Source organism: Mucilaginibacter sp. P4_E8, assembly GCF_056401495.1.
The window spans coordinates 1-24,242 of sequence record NZ_JBFUJG010000079.1; the positions used below are offsets into that span (position 1 = coordinate 1).

At 41.2% G+C, this 24,242-nt stretch carries 23 protein-coding genes; 12 read left to right on the forward strand and 11 right to left on the reverse strand.

Annotated elements, in window-relative coordinates; genetic code table 11:
- Positions 1 to 80 precede the first annotated feature (80 nt).
- The 4 genes from AC1DRQ_RS21445 (at position 81) to AC1DRQ_RS21460 (ending at position 2,091) form a co-directional block, all read left to right on the forward strand.
- Positions 81 to 653, forward strand: a complete 573-nt coding sequence (locus AC1DRQ_RS21445) for a hypothetical protein (protein WP_477426758.1) — start codon at positions 81 to 83, stop codon at positions 651 to 653.
- A 67-nt stretch (positions 654 to 720) separates the two neighbouring features.
- Complete coding sequence (locus AC1DRQ_RS21450) at positions 721 to 1,302, forward strand: non-canonical purine NTP diphosphatase (protein WP_477426759.1); 582 nt, start codon at positions 721 to 723, stop codon at positions 1,300 to 1,302.
- 86 nt (positions 1,303 to 1,388) lie between these two features.
- A complete protein-coding gene (locus AC1DRQ_RS21455; protein WP_429398965.1) occupies positions 1,389 to 1,550 on the forward strand; it encodes a hypothetical protein in 162 nt (53 codons plus the stop codon).
- 58 nt (positions 1,551 to 1,608) lie between these two features.
- Entirely contained in the window at positions 1,609 to 2,091 is a 483-nt protein-coding gene (locus tag AC1DRQ_RS21460) for a hypothetical protein (RefSeq protein WP_477426760.1), read from the forward strand.
- Positions 2,092 to 2,204: 113 nt separating this feature from the next.
- Here AC1DRQ_RS21460 and AC1DRQ_RS21465 read toward each other — a convergent pair whose 3' ends face one another.
- Both AC1DRQ_RS21465 and AC1DRQ_RS21470 read right to left on the reverse strand, forming a co-directional pair.
- Positions 2,205 to 3,347 carry a lactonase family protein gene (locus tag AC1DRQ_RS21465; RefSeq protein WP_477426761.1) on the reverse strand — a complete coding sequence of 381 codons (1,143 nt, stop codon included), beginning with the start codon at positions 3,345 to 3,347 and terminating at the stop codon, positions 2,205 to 2,207.
- Positions 3,348 to 3,420: 73 nt separating this feature from the next.
- Positions 3,421 to 4,959, reverse strand: a complete 1,539-nt coding sequence (locus AC1DRQ_RS21470) for a pseudouridine synthase (protein WP_477426762.1) — start codon at positions 4,957 to 4,959, stop codon at positions 3,421 to 3,423.
- 231 nt (positions 4,960 to 5,190) lie between these two features.
- Here AC1DRQ_RS21470 and AC1DRQ_RS21475 point away from each other — a divergent pair, with 231 nt between their 5' ends.
- The 5 genes from AC1DRQ_RS21475 (at position 5,191) to AC1DRQ_RS21495 (ending at position 13,451) form a co-directional block, all read left to right on the forward strand.
- On the forward strand, positions 5,191 to 5,973 hold the full coding sequence (locus tag AC1DRQ_RS21475; protein ID WP_477426763.1) for a lytic transglycosylase domain-containing protein: 783 nt from the start codon (positions 5,191 to 5,193) through the stop codon (positions 5,971 to 5,973).
- Positions 5,974 to 6,214: 241 nt separating this feature from the next.
- Positions 6,215 to 7,168 (forward strand): hypothetical protein, encoded by a 954-nt coding sequence (locus AC1DRQ_RS21480; RefSeq protein WP_477426764.1) that lies wholly within the window; start codon positions 6,215 to 6,217, stop codon positions 7,166 to 7,168.
- Between the two features lie 800 nt (positions 7,169 to 7,968).
- Positions 7,969 to 10,815, forward strand: a complete 2,847-nt coding sequence (gene uvrA / locus AC1DRQ_RS21485) for an excinuclease ABC subunit UvrA (protein WP_429399231.1) — start codon at positions 7,969 to 7,971, stop codon at positions 10,813 to 10,815.
- Between the two features lie 160 nt (positions 10,816 to 10,975).
- On the forward strand, positions 10,976 to 12,757 hold the full coding sequence (locus AC1DRQ_RS21490; protein WP_477426765.1) for a DUF885 domain-containing protein: 1,782 nt from the start codon (positions 10,976 to 10,978) through the stop codon (positions 12,755 to 12,757).
- A 274-nt stretch (positions 12,758 to 13,031) separates the two neighbouring features.
- On the forward strand, positions 13,032 to 13,451 hold the full coding sequence (locus tag AC1DRQ_RS21495; protein ID WP_429398971.1) for a VOC family protein: 420 nt from the start codon (positions 13,032 to 13,034) through the stop codon (positions 13,449 to 13,451).
- Positions 13,452 to 13,455: 4 nt separating this feature from the next.
- Here AC1DRQ_RS21495 and AC1DRQ_RS21500 read toward each other — a convergent pair whose 3' ends face one another.
- The 4 genes from AC1DRQ_RS21500 to AC1DRQ_RS21515 are packed head-to-tail and all read right to left on the reverse strand — an operon-like array spanning position 13,456 to position 15,850.
- Positions 13,456 to 13,851, reverse strand: coding sequence for a DoxX family protein (locus AC1DRQ_RS21500; RefSeq protein ID WP_477426766.1), 396 nt, complete (start codon positions 13,849 to 13,851; stop codon positions 13,456 to 13,458).
- Positions 13,852 to 13,873: 22 nt separating this feature from the next.
- Entirely contained in the window at positions 13,874 to 14,905 is a 1,032-nt protein-coding gene (locus AC1DRQ_RS21505; protein WP_477426767.1) for an EamA family transporter, read from the reverse strand.
- A gap of 5 nt (positions 14,906 to 14,910) precedes the next feature.
- A complete protein-coding gene (locus AC1DRQ_RS21510) occupies positions 14,911 to 15,336 on the reverse strand; it encodes a cupin domain-containing protein (RefSeq protein ID WP_477426768.1) in 426 nt (141 codons plus the stop codon).
- Position 15,337: 1 nt separating this feature from the next.
- Entirely contained in the window at positions 15,338 to 15,850 is a 513-nt protein-coding gene (locus AC1DRQ_RS21515) for a TQO small subunit DoxD (protein ID WP_477426769.1), read from the reverse strand.
- A gap of 156 nt (positions 15,851 to 16,006) precedes the next feature.
- Between AC1DRQ_RS21515 and pdxR the strand changes: the two genes are divergently transcribed.
- Positions 16,007 to 17,491, forward strand: a complete 1,485-nt coding sequence (gene pdxR / locus AC1DRQ_RS21520; RefSeq protein WP_477426770.1) for a MocR-like pyridoxine biosynthesis transcription factor PdxR — start codon at positions 16,007 to 16,009, stop codon at positions 17,489 to 17,491.
- On the opposite strand, the gene AC1DRQ_RS21525 is transcribed toward pdxR, so the two are convergent.
- Entirely contained in the window at positions 17,488 to 18,390 is a 903-nt protein-coding gene (locus AC1DRQ_RS21525) for a metallophosphoesterase family protein (protein ID WP_477426771.1), read from the reverse strand. The genes pdxR and AC1DRQ_RS21525 overlap by 4 nt on opposite strands.
- A gap of 255 nt (positions 18,391 to 18,645) precedes the next feature.
- Here AC1DRQ_RS21525 and AC1DRQ_RS21530 point away from each other — a divergent pair, with 255 nt between their 5' ends.
- Positions 18,646 to 18,942: a Dabb family protein gene (locus tag AC1DRQ_RS21530; RefSeq protein ID WP_477426772.1), complete on the forward strand. Its 297-nt coding sequence runs from the start codon at positions 18,646 to 18,648 to the stop codon at positions 18,940 to 18,942.
- 427 nt (positions 18,943 to 19,369) lie between these two features.
- On the opposite strand, the gene AC1DRQ_RS21535 is transcribed toward AC1DRQ_RS21530, so the two are convergent.
- Positions 19,370 to 19,942 (reverse strand): 5' nucleotidase, NT5C type, encoded by a 573-nt coding sequence (locus AC1DRQ_RS21535; protein WP_477426773.1) that lies wholly within the window; start codon positions 19,940 to 19,942, stop codon positions 19,370 to 19,372.
- Positions 19,943 to 20,037: 95 nt separating this feature from the next.
- Between AC1DRQ_RS21535 and AC1DRQ_RS21540 the strand changes: the two genes are divergently transcribed.
- A complete protein-coding gene (locus AC1DRQ_RS21540; protein ID WP_477426774.1) occupies positions 20,038 to 20,787 on the forward strand; it encodes a DeoR/GlpR family DNA-binding transcription regulator in 750 nt (249 codons plus the stop codon).
- Positions 20,788 to 20,907: 120 nt separating this feature from the next.
- On the opposite strand, the gene AC1DRQ_RS21545 is transcribed toward AC1DRQ_RS21540, so the two are convergent.
- The 3 genes from AC1DRQ_RS21545 to AC1DRQ_RS21555 form a co-directional block, all read right to left on the reverse strand.
- Entirely contained in the window at positions 20,908 to 21,216 is a 309-nt protein-coding gene (locus AC1DRQ_RS21545) for a hypothetical protein (protein WP_477426775.1), read from the reverse strand.
- A 177-nt stretch (positions 21,217 to 21,393) separates the two neighbouring features.
- A complete protein-coding gene (locus AC1DRQ_RS21550) occupies positions 21,394 to 22,452 on the reverse strand; it encodes an alkaline phosphatase family protein (protein ID WP_477426776.1) in 1,059 nt (352 codons plus the stop codon).
- A 235-nt stretch (positions 22,453 to 22,687) separates the two neighbouring features.
- Positions 22,688 to 23,155 carry a carboxymuconolactone decarboxylase family protein gene (locus tag AC1DRQ_RS21555; protein WP_477426777.1) on the reverse strand — a complete coding sequence of 156 codons (468 nt, stop codon included), beginning with the start codon at positions 23,153 to 23,155 and terminating at the stop codon, positions 22,688 to 22,690.
- Positions 23,156 to 24,242: the final 1,087 nt, after the last annotated feature.

Below are 24,242 nucleotides of genomic sequence, written 5' to 3' on the forward strand. Positions count from 1 at the left end.
AAATACAACAGCTTATAATTGTGCTAATATGGTTATAAAGCTTGAAACCGTTTAACTACTTTTGGTTAAAATTTGTTAAAGTGAAAGTTGAAAATCCGGTTGCCCTGCGCTTTATATTACAGGATGAGCTTTACCTTTTAAGTGCGGATAAAACGCTGTATGAAAAAAAGGCCATACCCGATCACGTAATTGAAGCACCTATACCCGAAGTAAAAACACTGGTTGTTGATCCCATTATTGAAGAACCGCTACCTGAAGTAAAAACGCAGGCCGTTAATTTTAATTATCTGGGCCAAAATTTAAAAAGCTTTTTGATACTGGTTCATTATCCCGAGTTGGAGTTTATTGACGACAGCCACTTAGCTGCCCTTACCAATATTATTAAGCGAAAGGATTTAAGTGTAGATGATATTGCCATTGTAAACCTGGCCCGGCATGCCAATGCGCAATACGATGAGTTGGTAAAGTTTTTTAAACCTGCTAAACTGTTAGTATTAGGCAAAAGCGCCTTGCCGCAAGGCATTGCCCAGTTAACTTTAAATGCCCCCAAACCTTTAGGCGGTATCACCGGCTTATATAGTTTTAGCTTTGGCGAAATGATGGATAGTGTTGATCACAAAAAAGCCTTTTGGGAACAGATGAAAACTTTGTAAGTCCTGGCTCAACGTTTTAACTCCAAAGTCCTTTGTCTTTTATCCCCAAATCCTTAATCCCCCAAAAATGCAATTAGTTTTTGCAACAAATAACCGCCACAAGCTGGAAGAAGTGGCTGCTAAAATAAAAGGTGAGTTTAAATTATTAACCCTGAATGATATTGGCTGTACCGATGATATTGAGGAAACAGGTACAACTTTCAAAGAAAACGCATCGATCAAAAGTAACTACATCTATCAGAAATATAAACTGAACTGTTTTGGCGACGACAGTGGACTGGAAATAGACGCTTTAAACGGCGAGCCTGGCGTTTATTCGGCACGGTATGCAGGTGAACATGGTAACCATGCTGCCAACATCAGCAAAGTGCTTCAAAATTTAACCGGCGAAACCAATCGTAAAGCCCGCTTCCGTACGGTTATATCATTAATATGGAACGGGGAAGAGCACTTTTTTGACGGAACAGTAGAAGGGCAAATCTGTACCGGCACTAGTGGCACAGCAGGTTTTGGTTATGATCCGATTTTTGAGCCGGATGGCTACAACATCACTTTTGCCGAAATGAGCATGGAACAAAAAAACAGCATAAGCCATCGCGCCAGAGCTATGGATCAGCTAATCAATTTTCTGAATACAATTCAGCGTTAACCTGGACCATTAGTTTAACTTCATTGACGCGCAACCTTCCTTTTGGGTCATTCGTATAACAACACTACCTTTTACCTATATAGCCGATGAAAACAGTAATAAATTTAAGCCGAGCCTTATTTTCAAAAAAGGCCAACCAAAGTGTTGCCAACAGCCTTAGCAAAGTTAAAGAAGCCGACCAGGTAACCGAAACTATTACTAAGCGATTAAAGGAAATTCAAAAGAAACTTAAACTCAAAAACAATTAAGGTGTAAAATCATATTTGGCAGGGTTTATGCTCTTAAGCATTAAAAATAACCTCAGTCATGAAAAAAATATTTCAAACCTCAATCGCAATCCTATCACTTATTGTTGTTTTATCAGCTTGTTCTGCTCCTAAAAACACGGTTTCGAGCAATGTATCACGTGGTAAATTTGTTGGCACATGGACATTAAACAATGTTAGTTACGATGGTCTGGTTCAAAACGCGGTTCAAAATGTATTTGATCAGGCACCTCCCGAAGCCTTTGTTGGCAGCACATGGAAATTAACAAACAGCGGCAATGGGGTGTATACTTTAGCAAACGGTAATTCACAAACTATTTTTTGGTCTGTTTACAACGGCGGCACCACGGGCACACAATTTCAGTTTAAAAAACTTTTTGAAGGTGATAAAGCCAAAAATGTTGCCGAAGGTTACCGCCTGGATATAGCCAGTAATGATGGATCAGCAATGACCCTGAAATCGCCGGTTGCCGTTGGCAGCGGAACAGGATACATTATTTATTCGTTTACCAAAGCGAATTAAGCCGAAGGCTTAAAGCAGAAAGCTCAAAGCGAAAAGGAAATTGTCCTTTTTGCTTTGAGCTTTCTCTGTTTATATCGTTTAAAGCTTTTGGCTTTCCGCCTTAAGCTTTTAGCTTACAAGGCTGGTGCAAATTTTAAACATACCGGATTACCTATATCCAGTTTAAAGCCAGTGGGTGTCAGTTTGCCGGTGGCGTTATCAATTCTGAATACATATATGCTATCACTGTTTTGATTAGCTACGATCATGAATTTACCGGTTGGGTCAATAGCAAAATCACGCGGGTTTTTACCAAACGACGATTGACGCTGAACAAAGGTAAGTTCGCCGGTTGCCTGGTTTATGGAGTAAACAATAATTTCATTGGTCTCCAAACGGTTTGAAACATACAAGAAGCGTCCATCGGGAGATAAATGTATGGCAGCTGCCGCAGTTTGCCCTTTAAACCCTTCGGCCAGCAGGCTTACTGTTTGTTTTTGCTTTAGCTTTCCATTGTCATAATCAAACACATGAACGTTCGAGCCCATTTCAGTTGCCAGGTATGCGTACTTTTTATCCAGCGAAAACTCGAGGTGTCTCGGACCGTCGCCCGGGGTCACACTCACAAACGAAGGAGTCGCCGGCTCAAGAGGTTTATCTTTTGATGCTTTATAACGGAGCACATTTACTTTATCAGTACCCAGGTCATTATATAGCAGGTATTTCTCGTCGGGCGATAGTATAGACATGTGTGCATGCGCCGCTTCCTGCCGTTCTTTATTCGGACCATGGCCGGCATCATGCAGGGTTTGGGTAGCTTTGCCTATGGAGCCATCCGCACCTAAAGGCAATACGGCTACAGTGCCGCTACTGTAATTGGCTACAAAAATATTTTTCTGCGCTTTATCAACTGCTATATAACAAGGGTCGGCACCTTCTGAGGGCTGTTTGTTGATAAGCACCATTTTACCGGTTTTAGGCTCAAACGAAAAGGAGCTCACTTCACCTTTGGGCAGTTCATTTACAGCGTAAATAAATTTATTATTACTGCTTAACGTTAAATAGGAAGGATTATCTACCCCATCAATCTGACTTAGGTAAGCCAGGCGGCCATTTTCTGCATAAAAGCGGTAAACCGCAATCCCCTTACTGCTACCTGTGGTATAAGTACCTATGACCAGATCATAGGTTGAAGGACCCTTTTTTTTATTTGATTTATTTTGCGCGTAAATAAACCACGGCGATAACAAAGCGATGATCAGAACAATTTTTTTCATGTGGGATGAAATTGGTTACAGAGCGCAAGTTAATAAAACCAACAAAAAACGCCCTGATAAACAGGGCGTTTTTTTATTTTATTAAGTGTTTTAATTGAATGATCTCTTTTTCATCCAGGTAACGCCACCTGCCGCGCGGCAGATCCTTTTTGGTAAGGTTGGCGTAAACCACCCGGTCAAGCTTTACTACCTCATAACCAAGGCTTTCAAATATACGGCGTACAATGCGGTTTTTACCGCTGTGTATCTGTATACCTATTTCTCTTTTTGAACCGCCGGCAACGTATGATACCGAATCAGGTTTTATTAAACCATCTTCCAGCTCAATACCGAAACCTATCTTATTCAGATCGCCCTGGGTTAAGCTTTTGCTCAGCTCAACCTGGTACAGTTTGGTAACATTGCTGCGTGGGTGCGACAGCTTATCAGCCAGTTCGCCATCATTGGTCATTAAAAGTAAACCGGTAGTGTTCCTGTCTAAACGGCCAATAGGGTAAATGCGTTCCTTGGTGGCTTTTTCAACCAGGTGCATTACAGTACGGCGTTCCTGCGGATCTTCGGTAGTAGTTATATAGTCTTTAGGCTTATTCAATAATACATAAACCATTTTTTCGCGTCGCAGGGTTTCACCATTGTATTTGATCTCATCCCTCATCGGGTCGATCTTGGCACCCAGTTCATCAACAACTACACCATTAACCATTACTACACCGGCAATAATCAGCTCATCGGCCTTGCGGCGTGAGCAAATGCCCGCGTTTGAAATATAACGGTTAAGGCGGATAAGCCCATCATCCTTGGCTTTAGGTTCAGCAGATTTTTTACGGCCGCGTAAAGTTTTAACCGGAGCATCAAGGTCCTTGGTTATTTTATCGTATACTGGTTTGCGTTGTGGTGGCCTTTCGCCCGAATATGGTTTAGCAGCGCCTTCGCGTTTTTTAAATCCACCTTCGGTTGGCCTGTCGCCAAATTTCTTATCGGTTGAGCGTTCCCTTGGTTTTGAACCGGCATCAAATTTACGGTCGCCGTTTGATTCAGCACCAAAACTTCTTTTAGGCCTATCTTCAGAGTTTGATGATGTTCTGGTACGCGGTGACGAGTAGGGTTTCTTTTCGCCGGCAGAGCTGCCTCCGAAACTTCTTTTTGGTCTTTCGTCTTCGCCTGATGATGGTCTGCCTGAATAAGGTTTCCTGTCACCGGCAGCCGAACTTGCGCCAAAGCTTCTTTTTGGTCTTTCATCATCGCCACCAGTTGGCCTGCCTGAGTAAGGCTTGCTACGTGGCGAAAATGATTTTTTATCACCAGATGAAGCGCCATCCCTGAAGCTGCTTTCGCCGGTTGGGCGTCCAGAATAAGGTCTTGGTCTTGATGATGATTTTTTATCGCCTGATGATGCTCCGTCCCTAAAACTGCTTTTAGGTTTGTCATCACTAAACCTGTTGCTTTGAAAAGGTTTGGGTTCTGGCTTTGTGAATTTCTTTTTCTCTCCGTTTGGAGTGGCTTTGCCTTTAGCCGTTGCAGGTCTTTTAGGTTTATCGTCGCCTCTTGAGCTCCGGCCCGCTGTTCTCTTGGGCTTGTCGTCGCGACTACCTGTTGGTCTCTTAAATACCATATTTTTTTGTTTTGCGCTTTCGCAGCGTGAGGGTCAAAGGTACGCTTTTTTGGCAAAATCTGATCAAAAAAAGCAAAAATTTTGTGCGGTTCAAAAACCGGGTTTAAACAGTTTTAAAGCCCGTTTTTGAACCAAAAACCACAACTAAAAAAGTTAGCAAAAAGCTAAGTATTTGATTATGTGAATTGTATGACATACCTTTGCAGCACATTTTACCTAAATGTATAGTTAATGATAAAAAAAGAAATGATCAAAAAACACTTACTTACGTGCTCCGTAATGCTGGTGCTGGTTCTCATTTCAAAGCTTAATATTTTCAGCACAACCATAACTGAAAAGGTTGTAAATAATGGAAATATTAGCCATTGGACTTCGAAATTTATTTTTTTAAAAAGCAATGCAAATGCATATAGTTTTGCAAACGAAGCCTTACCAGTTAACGATGCCAGGGTTACACGAAAATTGAAAACATCGCTTAAACAGCATACTTTCAAAACCGTGCAATCAAACATACTGCATCGAAAAGCCGAAAAATGGTTCCCCGTTATTGAACCTCTTTTAAGGCTTTATGGCATTCCCGATGATTTTAAGTACATCCCGCTGGTTGAATCGGGCCTTTGCGAAGGTACATCACCAAAAGGGGCAAGAGGTCTGTGGCAGTTTATGCCTGGTACCGCGCGTACTTACGGACTAAAAGTGGGCCATGGTGTTGATGAACGTAATAACCTGCGTAAATCAACCATTGCAGCCTGCAAGTATATCAAGGAACTATACGGTGAATTTAATAGCTGGACACTGGCGGCGGCCGCTTACAACAACGGATCCATTAAGCTTGAACGGGCTATTAACAAACAAAATGAAGATAATTATTTTCGCATGAGCCTGAACCGTGAAACCGGTTCATACATTTACAAGCTTGTGGCCATGAAAGCAATTATCCAGCAACCAAAAAAGTATGGGTATAATAATTATTTTGCTATGACCCAGCCTACGCCGTTGCTGAACTTTAATTAATATTGACATTCAGTGTCATAATTAATTAAAGATTACATTACGGAGCACCCCGAGGCCGACTTTCCAGGATGGAAGGTCGGCCTTTTTTTTGTCCTGATCTTTCACATCCGGATTTGTACGCTTAAAACTATCCATATAGCAATTTAAAGAACATTTAACCAGATAAGAAGTTTTTTGTCCTCAAATGTCTTTAATTTAACAAAGATTGTATCTTTATAAAACACAACCTAAAACCACAATCATGGCCAAAAAAATCTATTTGTCGACCTTTAGTCTAAAATTACATGATAGAAAAGCAGAAGTATTATTAAAGACCTTTAATGGCAAGGATGATTTCTTCGACTTTTTCAAGGATTTTGCCGATGATATATATCAAAATATTAAAAAAACCCATGCTTATAATGACAACATTGCCCTTCATATAACCCTGGATGAACCAGTTAAGCATGATAAACATGCGCGAGTTTTATATGGATATATTTCCAGTGGTGTTGGTGGAGATCGTTATAAAGTGCGGACTGCTGGTGAAACTGAAACTAAATTCGCATCGGATCCAGATACAGATATAACTTACAGAAATTTATTTTTTTATTTACAACTTCCGATAAATTCCTCATTTGGATATTTAATTTTACAAAGAAAGCGAGATCTTGGTGCTAAAGGATCGATTCAAAAGGCTTTAAATCTTTATTTACAGGAGAAAGGATACCACCAGTATTATGCTGGGATCTATAACATGCTTAATAATAGAGTTTTTGAGCGAATGATGGAAATGGGCAACTTAAAAAATATTGATTTTATAAAAAAATCGATTCCCAGTACAATCGAAGATCTATATGAAAATGGATTAAAGAAAGAAAAAGGAATTTTAACTACCTCCATTAGGTCTTCATCGTCACTAAGTAGCTATTGGAAAGATTTCATAAAGCGGTATTATAATGCGGAACATAAAAATAGTGTAGTAGAACTTAGTGATGGACTGGACAGCTTAGATGAGATTGAATTTGAAATGGAATTAAAGGGCAAAAGGAAAACATTTCACATATTATCCAAAAATAGAACATTGCCAGATGTAGAAGTTTCAGATGATTTGGATTTTGACAACAATGAACCAACGGCCGAATCATTAGTAAAGGTGTCCGAAAGTTTAATCAACGACATGTTAACTTTGACTCCAAATGTTTCAACGAATTAATATAGGTAAAATCATTGTTGATCACCTAAAAACTCTCAAACGGATAGATTCCGATAATAATGGAATTTCATTTTGGGATTTTGTATTATTTTTCTTATTGCCCTTTTGTGTCGGGATTTTGCTTGTTTATTTTAATGTTAATTTATCAAAGCATGTTTCCGATTTGATAACATCTGTATCTATAATTGGCGGGTTTCTCTTTAATCTACTTGCTATAATATACGGACTAATGGATAAATTAGAGCAAGATGCATCCAATGATACACTTAAAGGGCTTTTTGTTAAGGAGGTACATATAAATATCTCTTTTAATATTTTGGTTTCTCTATTTTTACTTGTGGCGTTAATTTTGTATTCGTATCTGGATGGCTGTTATATAATTGTTTGGCAAAGAATACTTTATGAAGCTTTAACGACCGGAATTTATTTCCTATTAATTTTATTTCTGCTCACCATGTTTATGATCTTAAACAGGATTTACATTTTGTTAAAGAAGAATTAGCACCTCCACTAACGTAAGCACCCGCTTGTAGTTAGTAAGTCAAGCGTTGGTAGATTTTGTAATCTGCTGCTTAAAACCAGCTCTTACTACCTATCCGCCTAAAAATGCACTCATTTAATAACCTAAATATTAACCTTATGCTGACATGCTTACCATAAAAATCTGCACCAATTTCTGTATCTTTGCGTAATTTTTTAGCAATGCTTTTAAAGGCCGCTATCTCACAAACAATTTACGTAAGCTTTTAAAACCAAGCCCGTTTACCCGGGTTTAATATATTTGGTACCGATAATACATGATGAACGAAACTACTGTTGACCTGGGCGAACAAAGCGAAGTTGAAGTTTATGGCGCCAGGGTACATAACTTAAAAAATATTGACGTTTCTTTTCCGCGCAACCAGCTGGTGGTAATTACCGGTCTAAGCGGCAGCGGAAAATCATCACTGGCCTTTGATACTATTTATGCCGAAGGGCAGCGCCGTTATATGGAAACATTTTCGGCCTACTCGCGCCAGTTTATGGGCGGCATGGAGCGGCCTGATGTGGATAAAGTATCGGGCTTGAGCCCGGTTATTGCTATTGAACAAAAAACAACCAGCAAAAACCCACGCTCAACCGTAGGAACCATTACCGAGATCTATGATTTTATGCGTTTGCTTTTTGCCCGTACCGGCGATGCCTACTCCTATACTACCGGCGAGAAGATGGAGCGCATGTCTGAAGATCAGATCCTGAAAACCATTACCGAAAAATTCGACGGGCAACCGGTTAATATCCTGGCCCCGGTGGTAAAAGCCCGTAAAGGCCATTACCGCGAACTTTTTGAGCAAATACGCAAACAAGGTTACCTTAAGGTGTGGATTGACGGCGCCATGGCCGATGTAGAACCCAAAATGCAGGTTGACCGCTACAAGATACACGATATTGATATTGTGGTTGATCGCCTGGTGGTGAGCGAAAAAGATAGCAAGCGTTTATATACATCAGTACAAGCTGCCCTTAAAATTGCCAAAGGCATTATCCGGGTGGGCGATAAGGACAATAATGTAGCCTATTACAGTAAATACCTGATGGACCCGGTATCGGGCATATCATACGATGAGCCTCAGCCTAATACATTCTCCTTTAACTCGCCTTATGGTGCCTGCGAAAAATGTAATGGTTTAGGTTATATTTTTGAGGTTGATGAAGCTTCGGTTATCCCTAATCCAAAACTAAGCATCCTGAACGGCGGCCTTGCCCCCATTGGCGAGTACCGCGAAACCTGGATATTCCAGGTGTTGAAATCGCTGGCCAAAAAGTATGAGTTCTCTTTATCAACACCGATAGAAAAACTGACCAGGGAGCAACTGGATATCATCCTGAACGGATCGCCGGAGATGATTACCGTTGCCGTGGAGTATAATAAATGGAACGTACAGAGCTACCAGATCACTTTTGATGGCATTATCCGGATGCTGGAAGAGCAGCAGGAACGCCGCGGTGACGAAGGTATGGACGATATGGAAAACTATCGCGTACTTAGAACCTGTCCGGTTTGCGACGGCGCCCGGTTGAAAAAGGAATCATTGCATTTTAAGGTTGATAACAAAAATATATTTGAACTGGCCTGTATGGATATCCGTACCCTGCAGGAATGGTTCACCAACCTGGAAGACAGGCTAACTGAACGCCAGAATGTTATAGCCAAAGAAATATTAAAGGAGATCAGGGCACGTATTGTATTCCTGCTTGATGTTGGCCTGAGCTATTTAACGCTCGACCGTACGGCTAAAACCCTTTCGGGCGGCGAAGCTCAACGTATCAGGCTGGCCACGCAAATTGGCTCCCAGTTAATGAACGTTATGTACATACTGGATGAGCCAAGCATCGGCCTGCACCAGCGCGATAATGAGCGTTTAATAAATGCCCTTAAAAACCTGCGCGACCTGGGCAATACGGTGTTAGTGGTGGAGCATGATAAAGACATGATACTGGAAGCCGACCATGTAATTGATATGGGCCCGGCCGCAGGTGTACACGGCGGACAGATAGTTGCGCAAGGCACCCCGGCTCAACTCATGAAAGAACATACACTTACCACTTCGTACATTAACGGCGAACGCTCCATAGCTATCCCCGAAAAAAGGAGAGAAGGCAACGGAAAAATATTAAGCCTTAAAAAAGCAACAGGCCACAATCTTAAAAAAGTATCTGTTGATTTTCCGTTGGGTAAATTGATAGGTATTACGGGTGTATCCGGCAGTGGTAAATCAAGCCTTATCACCGAAACATTATATCCTATATTGAACCATCATTTTTTCAGAGCCAAAAAGCATCCCTTGCCTTATGAAAAAATTGAAGGGCTGGAAAATGTTGATAAGGTTATTGAGATAGATCAAACACCTATTGGCCGTACGCCACGCTCAAACCCGGCTACTTATACCGGGGTGTTTTCAGATATCCGTAACCTATATGTGGCTTTACCGGAGTCAAGGATCAGAGGATATAAACCCGGTCGTTTTTCGTTCAATGTAAAAGGTGGTCGTTGTGAAACCTGCCAGGGTGCAGGCATGAAAGTGATTGAAATGAACTTTTTACCCGATGTACAGGTACCTTGTGAGGAGTGCGGCGGCAGGCGCTACAACCGCGAAACGCTGGAAGTGCGTTACCGCGGCAAATCCATCAGCGATGTATTAGACATGAGCATTGAGGATGCCACGCCATTTTTTGAGCATATCCCGGCCATATACCGTAAGGTAAAAACCCTGAACGATGTTGGTCTGGGTTATATCACTTTGGGTCAGTCGTCAACCACCCTATCAGGTGGCGAGGCACAGCGTGTTAAGCTGGCGACTGAGCTTTCTAAAAAAGATACCGGTAACACTTTTTATATACTGGATGAGCCTACAACCGGCTTGCATTTCGAGGATATCAACGTACTGTTAGGTGTTTTGTATCAATTGGTTGACAAAGGAAACACCGTACTGGTGATTGAACATAACCTGGATGTAATTAAGGTAGTTGACCACGTTATTGATCTGGGCCCCGAAGGTGGTTCAGGTGGTGGCAATATACTGTTTTCAGGCACTCCTGAAGGATTGTGCAAAGTAAAAAATAGCTTTACCGGTCAGTTTTTGAAAAAGGAAATGGGGATCAAGTAAAACAATAAGCTTGTCATGCTGAACTTGTTTCAGCATCTCACAAGGCAGGCCAACACTACATATATACTGATGCTTAGCATGTGGGATGCCGAAATAAATTCGGCATGACTTAAAATTCTCTCTTTCATTTATTAGCTTTACCTATAAAGCATTCATTAAAATGAGAAAAACCTTCCTATTCCTTTTTGCTGCGGCCATATTAGTAGCCTGTAATCAGCCCAAAACAACAAATTCATCCAAAACAGATAGTAAAGAGCTTGCCAAAGTATTTGATAATTACTTTGAGGAGTCACTAAAGCTATATCCGCTTAATGCCACTTACATTGGCGATAACCGCTATAACGACCAGCTTCCCAATGATGGTTCGGCAGAATTTTTAGCAAAAGCCAAAACTTTTTATACCAACTACCTTGATCAGGTTAAACACTTTAACCGCGAGGACCTGAGTGAGGCTGATCAGCTTTCGTATGATATTTTTATCTACGAGACACAACTGGCCATTGATGGTTTCAAAAATCATTTTGAATATATGCCTTTTAACCAATTTTATGCTTTGCCGCTCACTATGGGGCAGTTAGGTTCGGGCTCAGGCGCACAGCCATTTAAAACCGTTAAAGATTACAACGACTGGCTAAAACGTGTTTCGGCATTTTCTGTCTGGGCCGATACCGCCATCAGCAATTTTAACAAAGGCATTAAAGCAGGCGTGGTTTTACCTAAGGCACTGGTTGTAAAAGCCATTCCTGAATTAGAGGATTTGGTAGTTACCGATCCAACCAAGAGTTTGTTTTATGGCCCTATAACTAATTTGCCGAAAGATTTTTCGGATGCTGATAAAAAGCAGTTAACAGAATCTTATAAAAAGGCCATATCCACCGTTATAAGTCCTACCTACAAAAAACTGGCAGACTATCTAAAAACCGAATACCTTGCTCATGCACGTACTACATCGGGCTATTCATCGCTGCCTGATGGCGCTGCCAAATATACTTACCTCGTAAAACAACAAACCACAACCGATAAAACATCCGAAGAAATTTATCAGATAGGCTTAAAGGAAGTAAGCCGCATTCGCGGCATCATGGATAGCATTAAAACCAGCGTTGGCTTTAAAGGCGATCTGAAAGCGTTTTTTGAATACATGAAAACCGACCCTAAGTTTACGCCTTATAAAACTCCCAAAGAGGTTTTGGATGCTTTTGAGAATATCCACAAACGCATGGAACCCAACCTGAAAAAAATGTTTAACCATGTGCCAAAAACGCCTTTCGAGATCAGGCAAACCGAGGCATTCCGTGCAGCATCAGCAAGTGCCGAATACAACCAGGGTTCCGCTGATGGCAGCAGGCCGGGTATATTTTATGTGCCGATACTTGATGCTACCAAGTTCAACATTACATCAGGCATGGAGTCATTATTCCTGCATGAAGCTATTCCGGGTCACCATTACCAAATTTCCTTAACGCAGGAAAACACGTCCTTGCCAAAATTCCGCAGGTTTGATGGCAATGAAAATGCTTATGTAGAAGGATGGGCATTATACTGCGAATCATTAGGTAAGGAGCTGGGCTTATATACCGATCCATATCAATATATGGGCGCCCTGGGCGATGAAATACACCGCGCTATCCGTTTAGTTGTTGATGTGGCTATCCATACCAAAGGCATGACCCGTGAACAGGCTATTAAATACATGATGGATAACGAGGCAATAAGTGAACAAGGTGCAACTGCCGAAATTGAGCGCTATATGGCCATCCCTGGCCAGGCATTGGGCTATAAAATGGGGGCCCTTAAAATACGGGAGCTTCGCACTAAATATGAAAAGCAGCTGGGCGGCAAGTTTGATTTGGCAGAGTTCCACAACCAGGTTTTAAAAGACGGTGCCATGCCGCTTGCCGTATTTGAAGGGAAAATGGACGCCTGGGCTGCAAAGCAATAGACTTCTTATTAAAAAGCACCTATAACTATACGCGTCATTGTGAGGGACGAAGCAATCTCTATGCTATACAGAGCGACTCTGTAAGTCGGGGATTACTTCGTACTTCTGACAGTCACCTATTAAAATTAAAGCCGCCCTGTTTAATTAGCACAGGGCGGCTTTAATTTTGTCGGTAATTACCCGCTCAATTGTCGTATTGCCCCCCTATCAATTTGCGTTACAACACTCATTTTTGTATTGTCAATCAAACTGTGCACAAAAAAGGGATATTCAGATGGCAAATATCAATTCTTACCTAACCTTTAATGGCAATTGCCTGGAGGCAATGACCTTTTATAAAGAATGCCTCGGCGGCGAACTGATCATTCAAACAGTTGGCGAATTAGGGCTACCGATTACCGAACCCATGCCGCCATGTATGGAAAAATGCATCGTACATTCCACGCTTATTAATGGTTCTATTGTGCTTGCCGCCTCTGACATGGTGCCAGAAACGGGTTTGATAAAAGGAAATTCAGTTTCGCTGTTATTGAACTGCAACAGCGAAGAAGAAGCAAGAACCATTTACGCTAAGCTATCAACAGATGGTGAAGCAACACATCCGCTTGAAGACACTTTTTGGGGCGCCATATTTGGCGATCTTACCGACAAGTTTGGGACCCATTGGCTCATCAATTTCGAAAATGCATATTAACAGCCTAAACTACACTCAACCTTACCGGTCTTATATTTAGCCTTTTATGATGATAAATATAAGAACCTGCTATCAAAATATACCCGATCAGGATTGGAGATACCTGTAGCAGTGAGTCGCCTACGGCAAGGCCCGAAAATATGGCCCCTGTAAGGTCAAAAACAAATCCGGCATAAACCCATTCCTTAACCCTTGGATAGCCGGGAATTAATATGGCTATAACCCCCAGTAATTTAACAGCCCCCATAAAGGGTGATAAATAAGCCGGATAACCCAAATGCTTAAACACGGCAAGTGCCTCGGGCGTGGATAGCAGATCAAGAATAGCGCCGGGCCCCATAAAAGCCAGTAAAAGGCCAGTGAATACCCAGTAGGTAATGTTGATTTTTTTGGTAGACATGCAATTGTTTTTTTAGATAGTATTACGATTGATTAAGACATATCTTGTTGTCATGAGCTGCGCTCAAAGAACTCTTTGTCTTATTATTACGAATACTCCATGGAAAATGTGACAGTGATATAGTAAATTTTCCATATTTGGCCATATTAACAAGCAATACGCTGAATAATATCACCAATAAACCAAATATTTGCAATCCTGAAATATCTTCATGGGCAAACAAAATACCTAACAGCACCGCGATAACCGGGTTTACATAAGAGTGTGTGCTAACCTGTGTGGCCGGGCGTACTTTTAACAGCCATACATAGGCACTAAAGGCAGCTATGGAACCAAACAGGATAAGATAGCCAATTGCTAACCAGGCCTGTAATGGCACCTGGCTAAAATGAAATGACTGAAACTCATGATTAAACATGCTGGCAGGTATAAATGCCAGGCCCGAAATGATCATTTGCCATGAGGTGTTTACACGGGCAGGAGCATCACTTCCTCTTTTTTTAGAATATAGAGAACCGGCAGACCATGCGATTGGTCCTGCAAGCAGCAAAAGCAAACCATTTAATTGTGCATGACTTATAGCACCCACAAGCGACTTGCTTATCGCTTCGCCAAATAGTAATACCACTCCCGCAAAACCAAACAAGAGGCCGGCAATGGTTGTTTTGCTTTTAAGATTGATCTTCCAGTTTACCCTATCCAATATTACAAACCAAATTGGATTGGCGGATACCATAATGGCTACCATAGCGCTGGGTAAAGTACGCTCTGCCCATATTACTATCCCGGTGGCAACAAAAAGCATGAGCAAACCACTAATGCCCGAAGTGATAATATCTTTTTTAACCCATAATTTATCGCCTTTGATGCTGCACCATATAAGCAATAATATGCCTGCGGTAAAAAAGCGCAGGGCTCCCAACAGCATAGGTGGAAAGCCATGTATGGCCATCTGAATAAAAAAGTAGGTTGAACCCCATACCACATATACAATAGCAAATGCGATAACTACGAAAAGGGTTGATGGTTTATTTGATGATGATGAAGTTTCCATGTTGTTTAATTTTTTACAGGTACAGAAGTAGGTTTATTTTTTTCGGCGATAAAGAATACTAACAGCTTTGCGGGTTTATCCGGACTGCTATTTTTAGTTACCGCGTGCAGGCCATTAGGTTTTTCATAAAATGAATCGCCCGGTTTGTAATGGTATGTTTTACCCTCAAATGTTGATTCCAGTTCACCTTCCAGCAAATAACCGAAGGTTGGGAACGGGTGCCTGTGAGCCGCCGATACACTTGAAGGCGGAAAAGTTACCACCAGCATTTGCACTTCTTTATTGCTGATGCCGGGTTGATTCAGCAAGGTCTTAAGCAGGTAGGTTTCTGTTATTTTATCCTTTGTATTCATGTGATCATGATCCTGCGCATGTAATACACCCTGGTGTGATAAAAAAAGGATCAAAATGCTTATAACTAATATTTTCATTTTATTTGTGGTTTAAAATTGCTTCGGCGCTGTTCATATTCTGATAAGCACTCAATTGTTTGTTAATTTTTATGTGTGAAAGCCAGGAGTCGGTACTCCATGCATAAGATGGTAATGTGGCCAATAAAAAGCTGGCAGCGCTCAGGGTAAAAACAGAATAGCCCAGCGGCGATTCGATACCAAATGATATGGCCATGGCTATTGCAAAACAAAACCCCAAAATTCCGCTGCCTATGGCGGCCATGCGGGTAAACAAGCCAATCAGGATCAAAAAACCAAAAACAGCTTCGCCAATAGTGGCCAGGGTTGCAAAAGCAGGGATCAGTGATGCCGGCAAAAAACTCATTACCTGACGGGCATAAGCTACAAAATGAGCCCAATCGCCCCAGCCTACATGTGGTTTACCGTTGGCTCCCAATACACCTAAACGATCAGCAACTTCCCATAAATAAGCAGAGCCAATAGCTATACGGAGATACAGGGAGGGCAGTTTAAAACTTTGAATGAGTTGCATAATGGTAAGGATTTAATAAATAATACCTAAAGGTAAGCACGAATTGGACCATACAGCTGGTCCACAAATAACAAACAAGATGGTCCACGGTCTTTGATTTATCAAATCAATTGGCCTATATTTATATGAAAGAAATTACCAATCAAATAGACCAGTATGCTACTGACAGAAAACCTCATAAACATTGATAAATCGGTTCAAACACCGGTATACCTTCAAATAGCTAATGGGATAATAAACCACATTAGGCAGGGGAAACTAAAACCCGGCTCTGCCTTACCCGGCAGCCGAGTACTCGCCAAAAAATTAGCGATACACCGCCAAACGGTAGTTGCGGCTTATGATGAATTGTATGCGCAAAGCTGGGTTGAAGTTTACCCCCGAAGAGGCATTTTTGTAGCTAAAAACCTGCCTGATATCACCCCACGCCCTTTATTGGAAACCGTCGAGAAAAGCGGCATGGCATCGAAAACCCATTTTTATGTCGATGACAATAAGATCCCGTATCCGCTGCAGTTTAAACCGGCCAACAACACTCACCTTGTTTTTAATGAAGGTTTCCCTGATACTCGCCTGGCCCCGGTTGAGCTCATAGTGCGCGAATACCGCCGTTTTGCCAACTATCATTTTACATCCAAATATCTGATGTACGGTCCGGAGCATGGTTCAGAAAATCTGCGGATAGAACTTGCCAGTTTCCTGAGCGAAACCCGCGGCCTGCAGGTTAACCCTAACCATGTGCTGATTACCAAGGGCGCGCAAATGGCCTTGTACCTTACCGCCCAGATCCTGCTTTCAAAAGGCGATACGGCGATAGCTGCCGACCCGGGATATCCGGAAGCAAATAATGTTTTTGAACAGGCAGGCGCTCAGGTGGCGCTGGTGCCTGTTGATGAATGCGGTATCGACCTGGACGCGGTAGAGGCTATCTGTAAAAAGAAAAAGGTAAAGCTGGTATATGTAATTCCGCATCATCATCGCCCCACTACGGTAACGTTAAGCGCCGAACGGCGCATGCGGTTGCTGGAACTTGCCCACCAGTACCGCTTCGCTATTATTGAGGACGATTACGATTATGATTTCCACTATTCCAGCGGCCCTATATTGCCTTTAGCCAGCGCCGACTATTACGGTAGTATAGTTTATATCGGGTCATTCGGTAAAACCATTGCGCCGGGTATCCGCATAGGCTTTATGGTGGCGCCGCCTAACCTCATTGATCAGGCCACAAGGCTGCGCAGGCTTATTGACAGGCAGGGCGAATTACTTTTGGAAGAAGCCATGGCCAACCTGTTAAAAAATGGCGACATCAGCCGTCACCTGAAAAAAGCAAATAAAGTGTACCATGAAAGGCGCGATATATTTTGCAGTCTGCTTCAGGAGCAGCTTGCCGGGCACATCAGCTTTAAAATTCCGGATGGTGGCTTTGCGGTTTGGATAAACTATTTAAACGGTATCAAAGCCGATGAGGTAGCCCAAAAAGCGGCAGCCAACGGCCTTACTATGAGTGATGGTAAAAGCTATTTTCAAGACAAAACCCAACCATTACATTATGCACGGCTGGGTTTCGCGTCCATGAACCCTAAAGAACTGGAAACTGCTGTTGATATATTTGCTTCCTCTATTAAAAAGCTGCATTAATAATTAACGTAATCTTCGGTAAAGCTGCCATCGGCATACAGGTCAAGGAGACCATAGCCGGGGGCAGTTTCCCTTCTGTTACCTTCCCACCAGGCTCCGCTCACAGCGCCATTGCATATATAGGTAACATGGTTATAAACTACTTTGTCGCGCAGGTGAATATGGCCGCTTAAGCATAGTTTAACGTTAGGGTGCTGATAAAACAGGCTGATTATTTTAGCATTATCGGTATGCATATCGCCACCCAGCATTACCCATTTGTTAACCGTATTATCTTCTATCAGGTTAGTAGCGGTCAAAATAGGGATATGCGTCATGACCAGTACCGGCATAGCAGGATCGGTAGTTTTCAATTCCTGTTCGAGCCAGGCAAATTGTTCCTCGCCTAATTTGCCTATGTACCAGGTGTTGTCAATATCTAAATGAACACTATCCAGTATAATAAATTTCCATCCACTTTGAGTAAAACTATAATAAGGCTTAACCAGCCCTAACTGGTCCATGGAATATTTTTTTCCGTATATGGCTTGCCCTTTATCGTTCTCGTTCCACCAAATGTCATGATTACCCAAACAGTAATGGACAGGCAAGCTGCACTCTGCTTTCATGGTCGATTTAGTAAGCTGCCATTGATCATTAATGGTACTTAGGTTTTCTTTATTCATATCAAACACGGCATCACCGCCATTTAATATCAGGTCGACCTTTGGGGTTTGTTGCTGTACATGGTGCAGGCACTTTACAAATCGGGCCGGAGCATCAAATTTATTTTTAAGATGTATATCAGTTAAATGAGCCACCCTTAAAACCGGTTGTTTTTTTGTTGAGGTATTAGCAAAACCCAGGGAGGGAACCAGAAGCAATCCCCCAATATTTTTCAGCGCCGATCTTCTTTGCATAATTTTTTAAGCTATATAAATGCAAAGTTGCTTTATCTATTTCGATTTTAGCTTAAGTGGGAGTTAAATAATCTGTTAAAAATGGTTCGGTGATAACATCATAAGTGTTCGAAAGATTGGATTTTAATGTAGAGACGTATCACATGCATCTCTAATCAACAGGGAGACACATGTGATACGTCTCTACATAAATAGGTCTGTTTTTTTCATCCGGCAACAAGCGCCTATTCATTACATTTGCCGAAAAAACAAAAAATGATAGCACACCACGTATTATTCTGGCTCAAAGCCGATACATCCACAGAACAAAAACTGGCCTTTCGTAATGGCCTGCAAACTTTAGAAAACATTGAGGTTGTAAAAACATTCCATATCGGCACACCTGCTCCTATTGAGCGTGCTGTTGTGGATACGAGTTATACTTTTAGTTTGATACTGTTTTTTGAGGATCTTGCCGCGCACGATGTTTACCAGGTTCACCCACTGCACAAAGCCTTTTTAGATGAGTTTCGTGTTTTATTTGAAAAGGTAGTTATCTATGATGCCGAATAAGGGCAAAACATTTACAATCTTATACAAACACAAAGCCGCCCTACAAAAGTAGAGCGGCTTTGCAATTTCCTGGTAAAGGGAATAATTTTATGAAGAATGATTTAATACTTCCGCTTAATCAGGTCCTGAAGGTGAACTGTTAAGATTGCGATAAGGGGCATAACCCTGCGTGAGCCCCAGATAGCCTGCACCCGCTTCATAAAGCTGTATGCATTTTTCGGGATCAGAAACTACATTGATCAAAGGTTAGTTGTAGCGTTCAACAACGCTGGGAATGCTTAGGGACCTGAAATTCATAAGGCAATAGTTTAACCCTAAACTATTTAGCTACAATGAATAAAGTGCTAATTCGACAAGAGTTTATTGTTAAACTTTCAGGTATTTTATTTAACCTTTATTAAATGAAATGATTTCGTAAAGGTTTATATTAGGTTAGATCACCGTTACTATTAATTAAATATGGAGCTTCCACGGTTTTTAATAAATTAAGCACTTCCTGCCATGATACAACCCGTTGATGGTGGGTGATGTTAGTGTTATGGGCTGCATTAAACATAATGGTTACTCCTTCAAATTTATCCAGATTTTTAGGATGGTCGTCAATCATATAATCTGCATTGATTATGCTTTTATCGCCGCAAAAAACAATATTGTTCCATGGTATAAAAGGAAAATGTTCCTGCAGCCAGGCATGTTTTTCGGCAAGCGATTGCGGAAATTCCATAGCAGCCGATACAATATAAATTTCAAAGTCCTCCATTAGCGCTGTTATGGCTTCGACCGCTCCGGGCATTACCGGGAGCGTACGGAAAAACCCCGGAGAGAATGCAAATTTCCGGATGGCCCCYTTTTCAGGGAAACCTTCGCCTTCGGGCTTTCCTAACAATTGTTCATACGGAACCTGTACCCCGTAAGCATTATAATACCAGGTTATAAAATGTGTGTCGGTATCGGCCAGCACACCATCCATATCTACAGCGATTCTTTTCAATGTTTTCATATTGCAATATTATGCAATATATTTCAATTAATTGCAGGTAATTATAATAAAACTGCAACAATTTGCAATTATTGATTTATAACCTATATTTGTTTATGCTGAAAGCGGAAAGACTTCAAAAAATAGTAGAACAAATTTCAAAAGACAATAAAGTTATTCTTGATGACCTAAGCCAGTTGCTTAACGTATCAACAGATACGGTAAGGAGAGATATCAAAGAATTATCTGATAAAGGCTTATTGAAGGCCGTGCGAGGAGGGGCCATCATTGGTTCGCCTGTGCATCCCCATTTTAAAGAGCGTCAAAATATCGACACACAACATAAAAAGGTAATAGCCCAAAAAACATTAGAGTTTATTAAGCCCGGACAGGTTATTTTGGCAAACGCTGGTACAACAACCACGGCTGTAATGGATGCATTACCTAAAGACATTTCCCTTACTGTTATAACCAACTGCTTTCCAATCGTATCGGTTTTAGAAGAATACCCAAACGTAAATGTATTTTTTATTGGCGGACAGCTTAATAAACACAGCTTTTCAACAACCGGGTATGAAACCATCGAAGCTATCCGTAATTTCAGAGCCGATATATGCCTGTTAGGAATTTGCAGTATTGATTTAAAAATTGGTATAACCGGCTTTACTTACGAGGAAAGCCTGGTTGACAGGGCCATGATTGAAACTTCAAAACACGTGATAGCCTTATCTACCTATGAAAAAATAGGCGCATCGGATCCATACTATGTATGTGCCGCCAATGCCATTGATGCACTGATCACCGAAAAAGATCCGTCTATATCAGATCTGGCCGGTTTTAAAGATGCTGGCATCATGATCAAATAAGTTTACGTTGCCTTTAAAAAACATTTGTCATGCCGAACGACAGTGAAGCATCTGCTCTGCTACATAATCCTATAATAGATCCTTCGTTCCTCGGGATGACAAATTGCACAATGTTATAACTTACTTTTTTAAAACCCGGGTTGTACTGGTATAATCGGTATAAATATATTTACCTAATATGCTGCGATACAGCATCAGTTTGTAAGTTCCCCAGGGCTCATTTACTTCGGTTACTATACTGTCTGTTTTGGCTTTTAAAGGAGCAGTTGCCGGCACCTTTTCTGTTAACAGTTCATATACAACCCGGCCGTCCATTTGCTGCGGCACCGGGAGATTGTGCAGGTGCAGTACTGTAGGTGCTATATCAACATTTGAAGTTGGCAACTCACTTTCAAAACCCTTTTTAAAACCTGGTCCTGAGGCCAGCAAGGCAATATGTACTTCGTAAGGACTAAACCCACCGTGACCAGCAACACCACCCGAAAAACTTGTGCCAGCATACCCGAATTTATTTTTACGGTCGTCCCAGTTTCCACCTGTAAGTATATCCCCGGAGCGGGTTGGATGATCCCAGTGGATGGATTCAAAAGAAAGCGTACCATTAACTCAACCTTTCAAATCACCTTTCTTAACGCCTTTTGTAAACACCGGACCAACAGATTGCTGTTCCTGCAAAACAGCTACTATCTTTTTAATTATTTCCTTATCATGATTCTTTACATAAATAGCGCCATCGGCCATTACTACATCGTCTGATAACTTATCCTTTTTCAATCCCTTAGCAATAAGCAGCCCTACCACATTGGCGCCGCCCCCTGCATGGCTTATAAAGCCATGATCGGCAGAAACGATGATATTAAAACTTTGATCAAGGTGTTTACTTTTCAGCGAATCCAGGATGCGGCCAAACTCATGATCAACAGATTTGATGGAAGCCATGGATGTTTCTGCGCCTATACCGTCTTCATGTGCCGTACCATCAGGGTCAGAAAACCAAATAGCACTTACATCCGGCCCATTTGCTGCCAGGCCAAATCTGATCAATGCATCAGCTACCCATTTATGCTGCGGCGTATTAGGTTTTGCATGCTCAGGTATCGGGCCAATAGCGTTCACTACGGTATCTTTAAACGATTCGGGAAGGATCAAGGATGGGTTAACAATAGCGCCGCCGCTAACTTTATGGTTTTGCAGCAATGCCTGCCCGGTTGAGCCCGAACTAAAAACCATCATCCGTTTGCCCGCGGCCTGTAATAATTCGCCCAGCGATATGGCTGTGAGTAAATTGCCGTTTGTAGCCTTGGTGATCCTGTTCAGGTCTTCCGCCTCACCTGTATTTAACCCTTTTAATTTATCCACTTCCGGAAAATATACTGTATTGCCCATTAAGCCGGTTTTGGCCGGATAGCTGCCTGTTGAATATGCCGATGAGTTTACACGGGTTACCGTTGGGTAAACGCTATGGTGCTGTTTACCATATGCCCCCCGCTTGCTGAACGCATACAGGTTAGGCATTGCTTCGGGTGTAATATAGTCAGGTCTTAGGCCATCAAAAAAAACGATTATTGTTTTTAGCTCTTTAGGTTTTGACTGATCCTGGGCATTTGCCGCTGATGCCACGAAAAGCACGGCAAGCATATGAAGTATTATTGATTTTTTTAACATGATATTTTGTGGGTCTTTGGGAACCACCGGCAAAATAAATGCACCCGTATTACCTTTGTGTTAACTCTGTCAAAAAGCATATAGCTTGTTACAATTGAGTTTATAAACTCAATTGCAAAACCCGCCTTGATGCAAGAGCGGGTTTTGTTCACAGGTGATTGATCTATGTATAAAGGGCCGAATCTCAACACTGCCATTTGCGTCAAAATATCCCGATAATTAAATGCTATCTTACTTACATCGCGTGTGCACCTGGTTTGTAAGTTCCAACAACAGCGGGGGCAGGGAAAGCAAGATTAAGACGGTTGTAACTGTTTATGGTGATAACCGCCATCGTCAGATCGACTAATTCTTCTTCAGAAAATTGTTTACTTGCTTCTTCATAAATGGCATCCGGAACTGGTCCGGTAAGTTTTGTAAGGGCTTCGGCCCAGGCAAGTGCAGCACGCTCGCGTTCAGAATAAAAAGGGGCTTCGCGCCATGCATCCAAAACAAAAAGACGCTGCCCGGTTTCGCCCTTTGCAAGCAGATCTTTGGAGTGCATGTCAAGGCAATAAGCACAGCCATTAATTTGTGACACCCTGAAATAAATTAAATTTAAAAGCGATTGCTCCACTGATGATTTAGCCAGGTATATCCCTAAACCATACATCGATTTTATTGCACCTTGTCCTTTTTCGAAAACATTAACTCTTTGTTTCATTTTGTTTTTAATTTTTGTTGAATATTAAATTATACTCCAATAATGATTGAGATTATAGAAATTGGACAACTTCGAAAAAATTTTTTTTCACTCGGCTTTTTAGTCAATTGTTATGCTGTCAGCATCTAATATTAACAGGAAGCTACCAATAAAGGTTTGGGGAATAAATGTATAGCAGGTAGCCAAAGGCGAGTTGTGATGAGAGAATTAGAGCTTCTGCATTGCTGACATTGTAACCAGCTTAGTACATTACAAATACAAATCACGCTATAATATTTGCCAATAATTTGCCTAAAAATTAACATTAAGCATCCATAAACTAAAAGACATGGGCACCCTTTTAATTAGCTTGGCAAAACCTGAATCAAAAAAATAATTTACTAATCAGTCTGAATTTGGGTATGCTATACTTTACAGTTATTGTATAAATATATTTACAACAAGTGTAAATATTCAGGGGTAAATTACAATTTTATGTTAATTTGAAAAGTTGCTTTATTATTGAACACCAATTAAATACATTTGATAAAACAAAAGAAAAATTATTAACCTTTTTGTTCTGATGAATAAAAGCCTTACACAAAACTTCATATTAAAGTTATAGCGAAAATAGAAAACTCCGCGAGTGCGGGTAGCGTAATATTGCTCTAAATTTAAAAGAGCAGGTCAGATTACTGGTCTGCGATTAAATATTAATAATATAAAAAGGCATTGTAATAAAGCATGCTCTTATGCAATTACCAACCCTTTGGTTGATATTTAATTCAAAAAATAATTATTTTAAAATGGGTCATGTAAGTGAGCTTGCGAAGCTGTGACCGACCAGTAAATTGACCCGTTTTTAGCTCGGGTAATCCGCATTATATTTTCAGCATATCAAGCTAACCAATTAAATCTTCATAATAACAATGCAGCCGAATAAAAATAATATTGGAATTATAGGCCTTAGATATATTGGCCACCCGTTAGCCTTAGAATTTAACAAAAAAAATAAGCCGTTTAAAATTTACACTGACCGTGTAAAAATAATTGGGGTATTATGGTAAAACAGGATTTGATGGTCAGCGTTTGCTGTTCAGCTTACAAT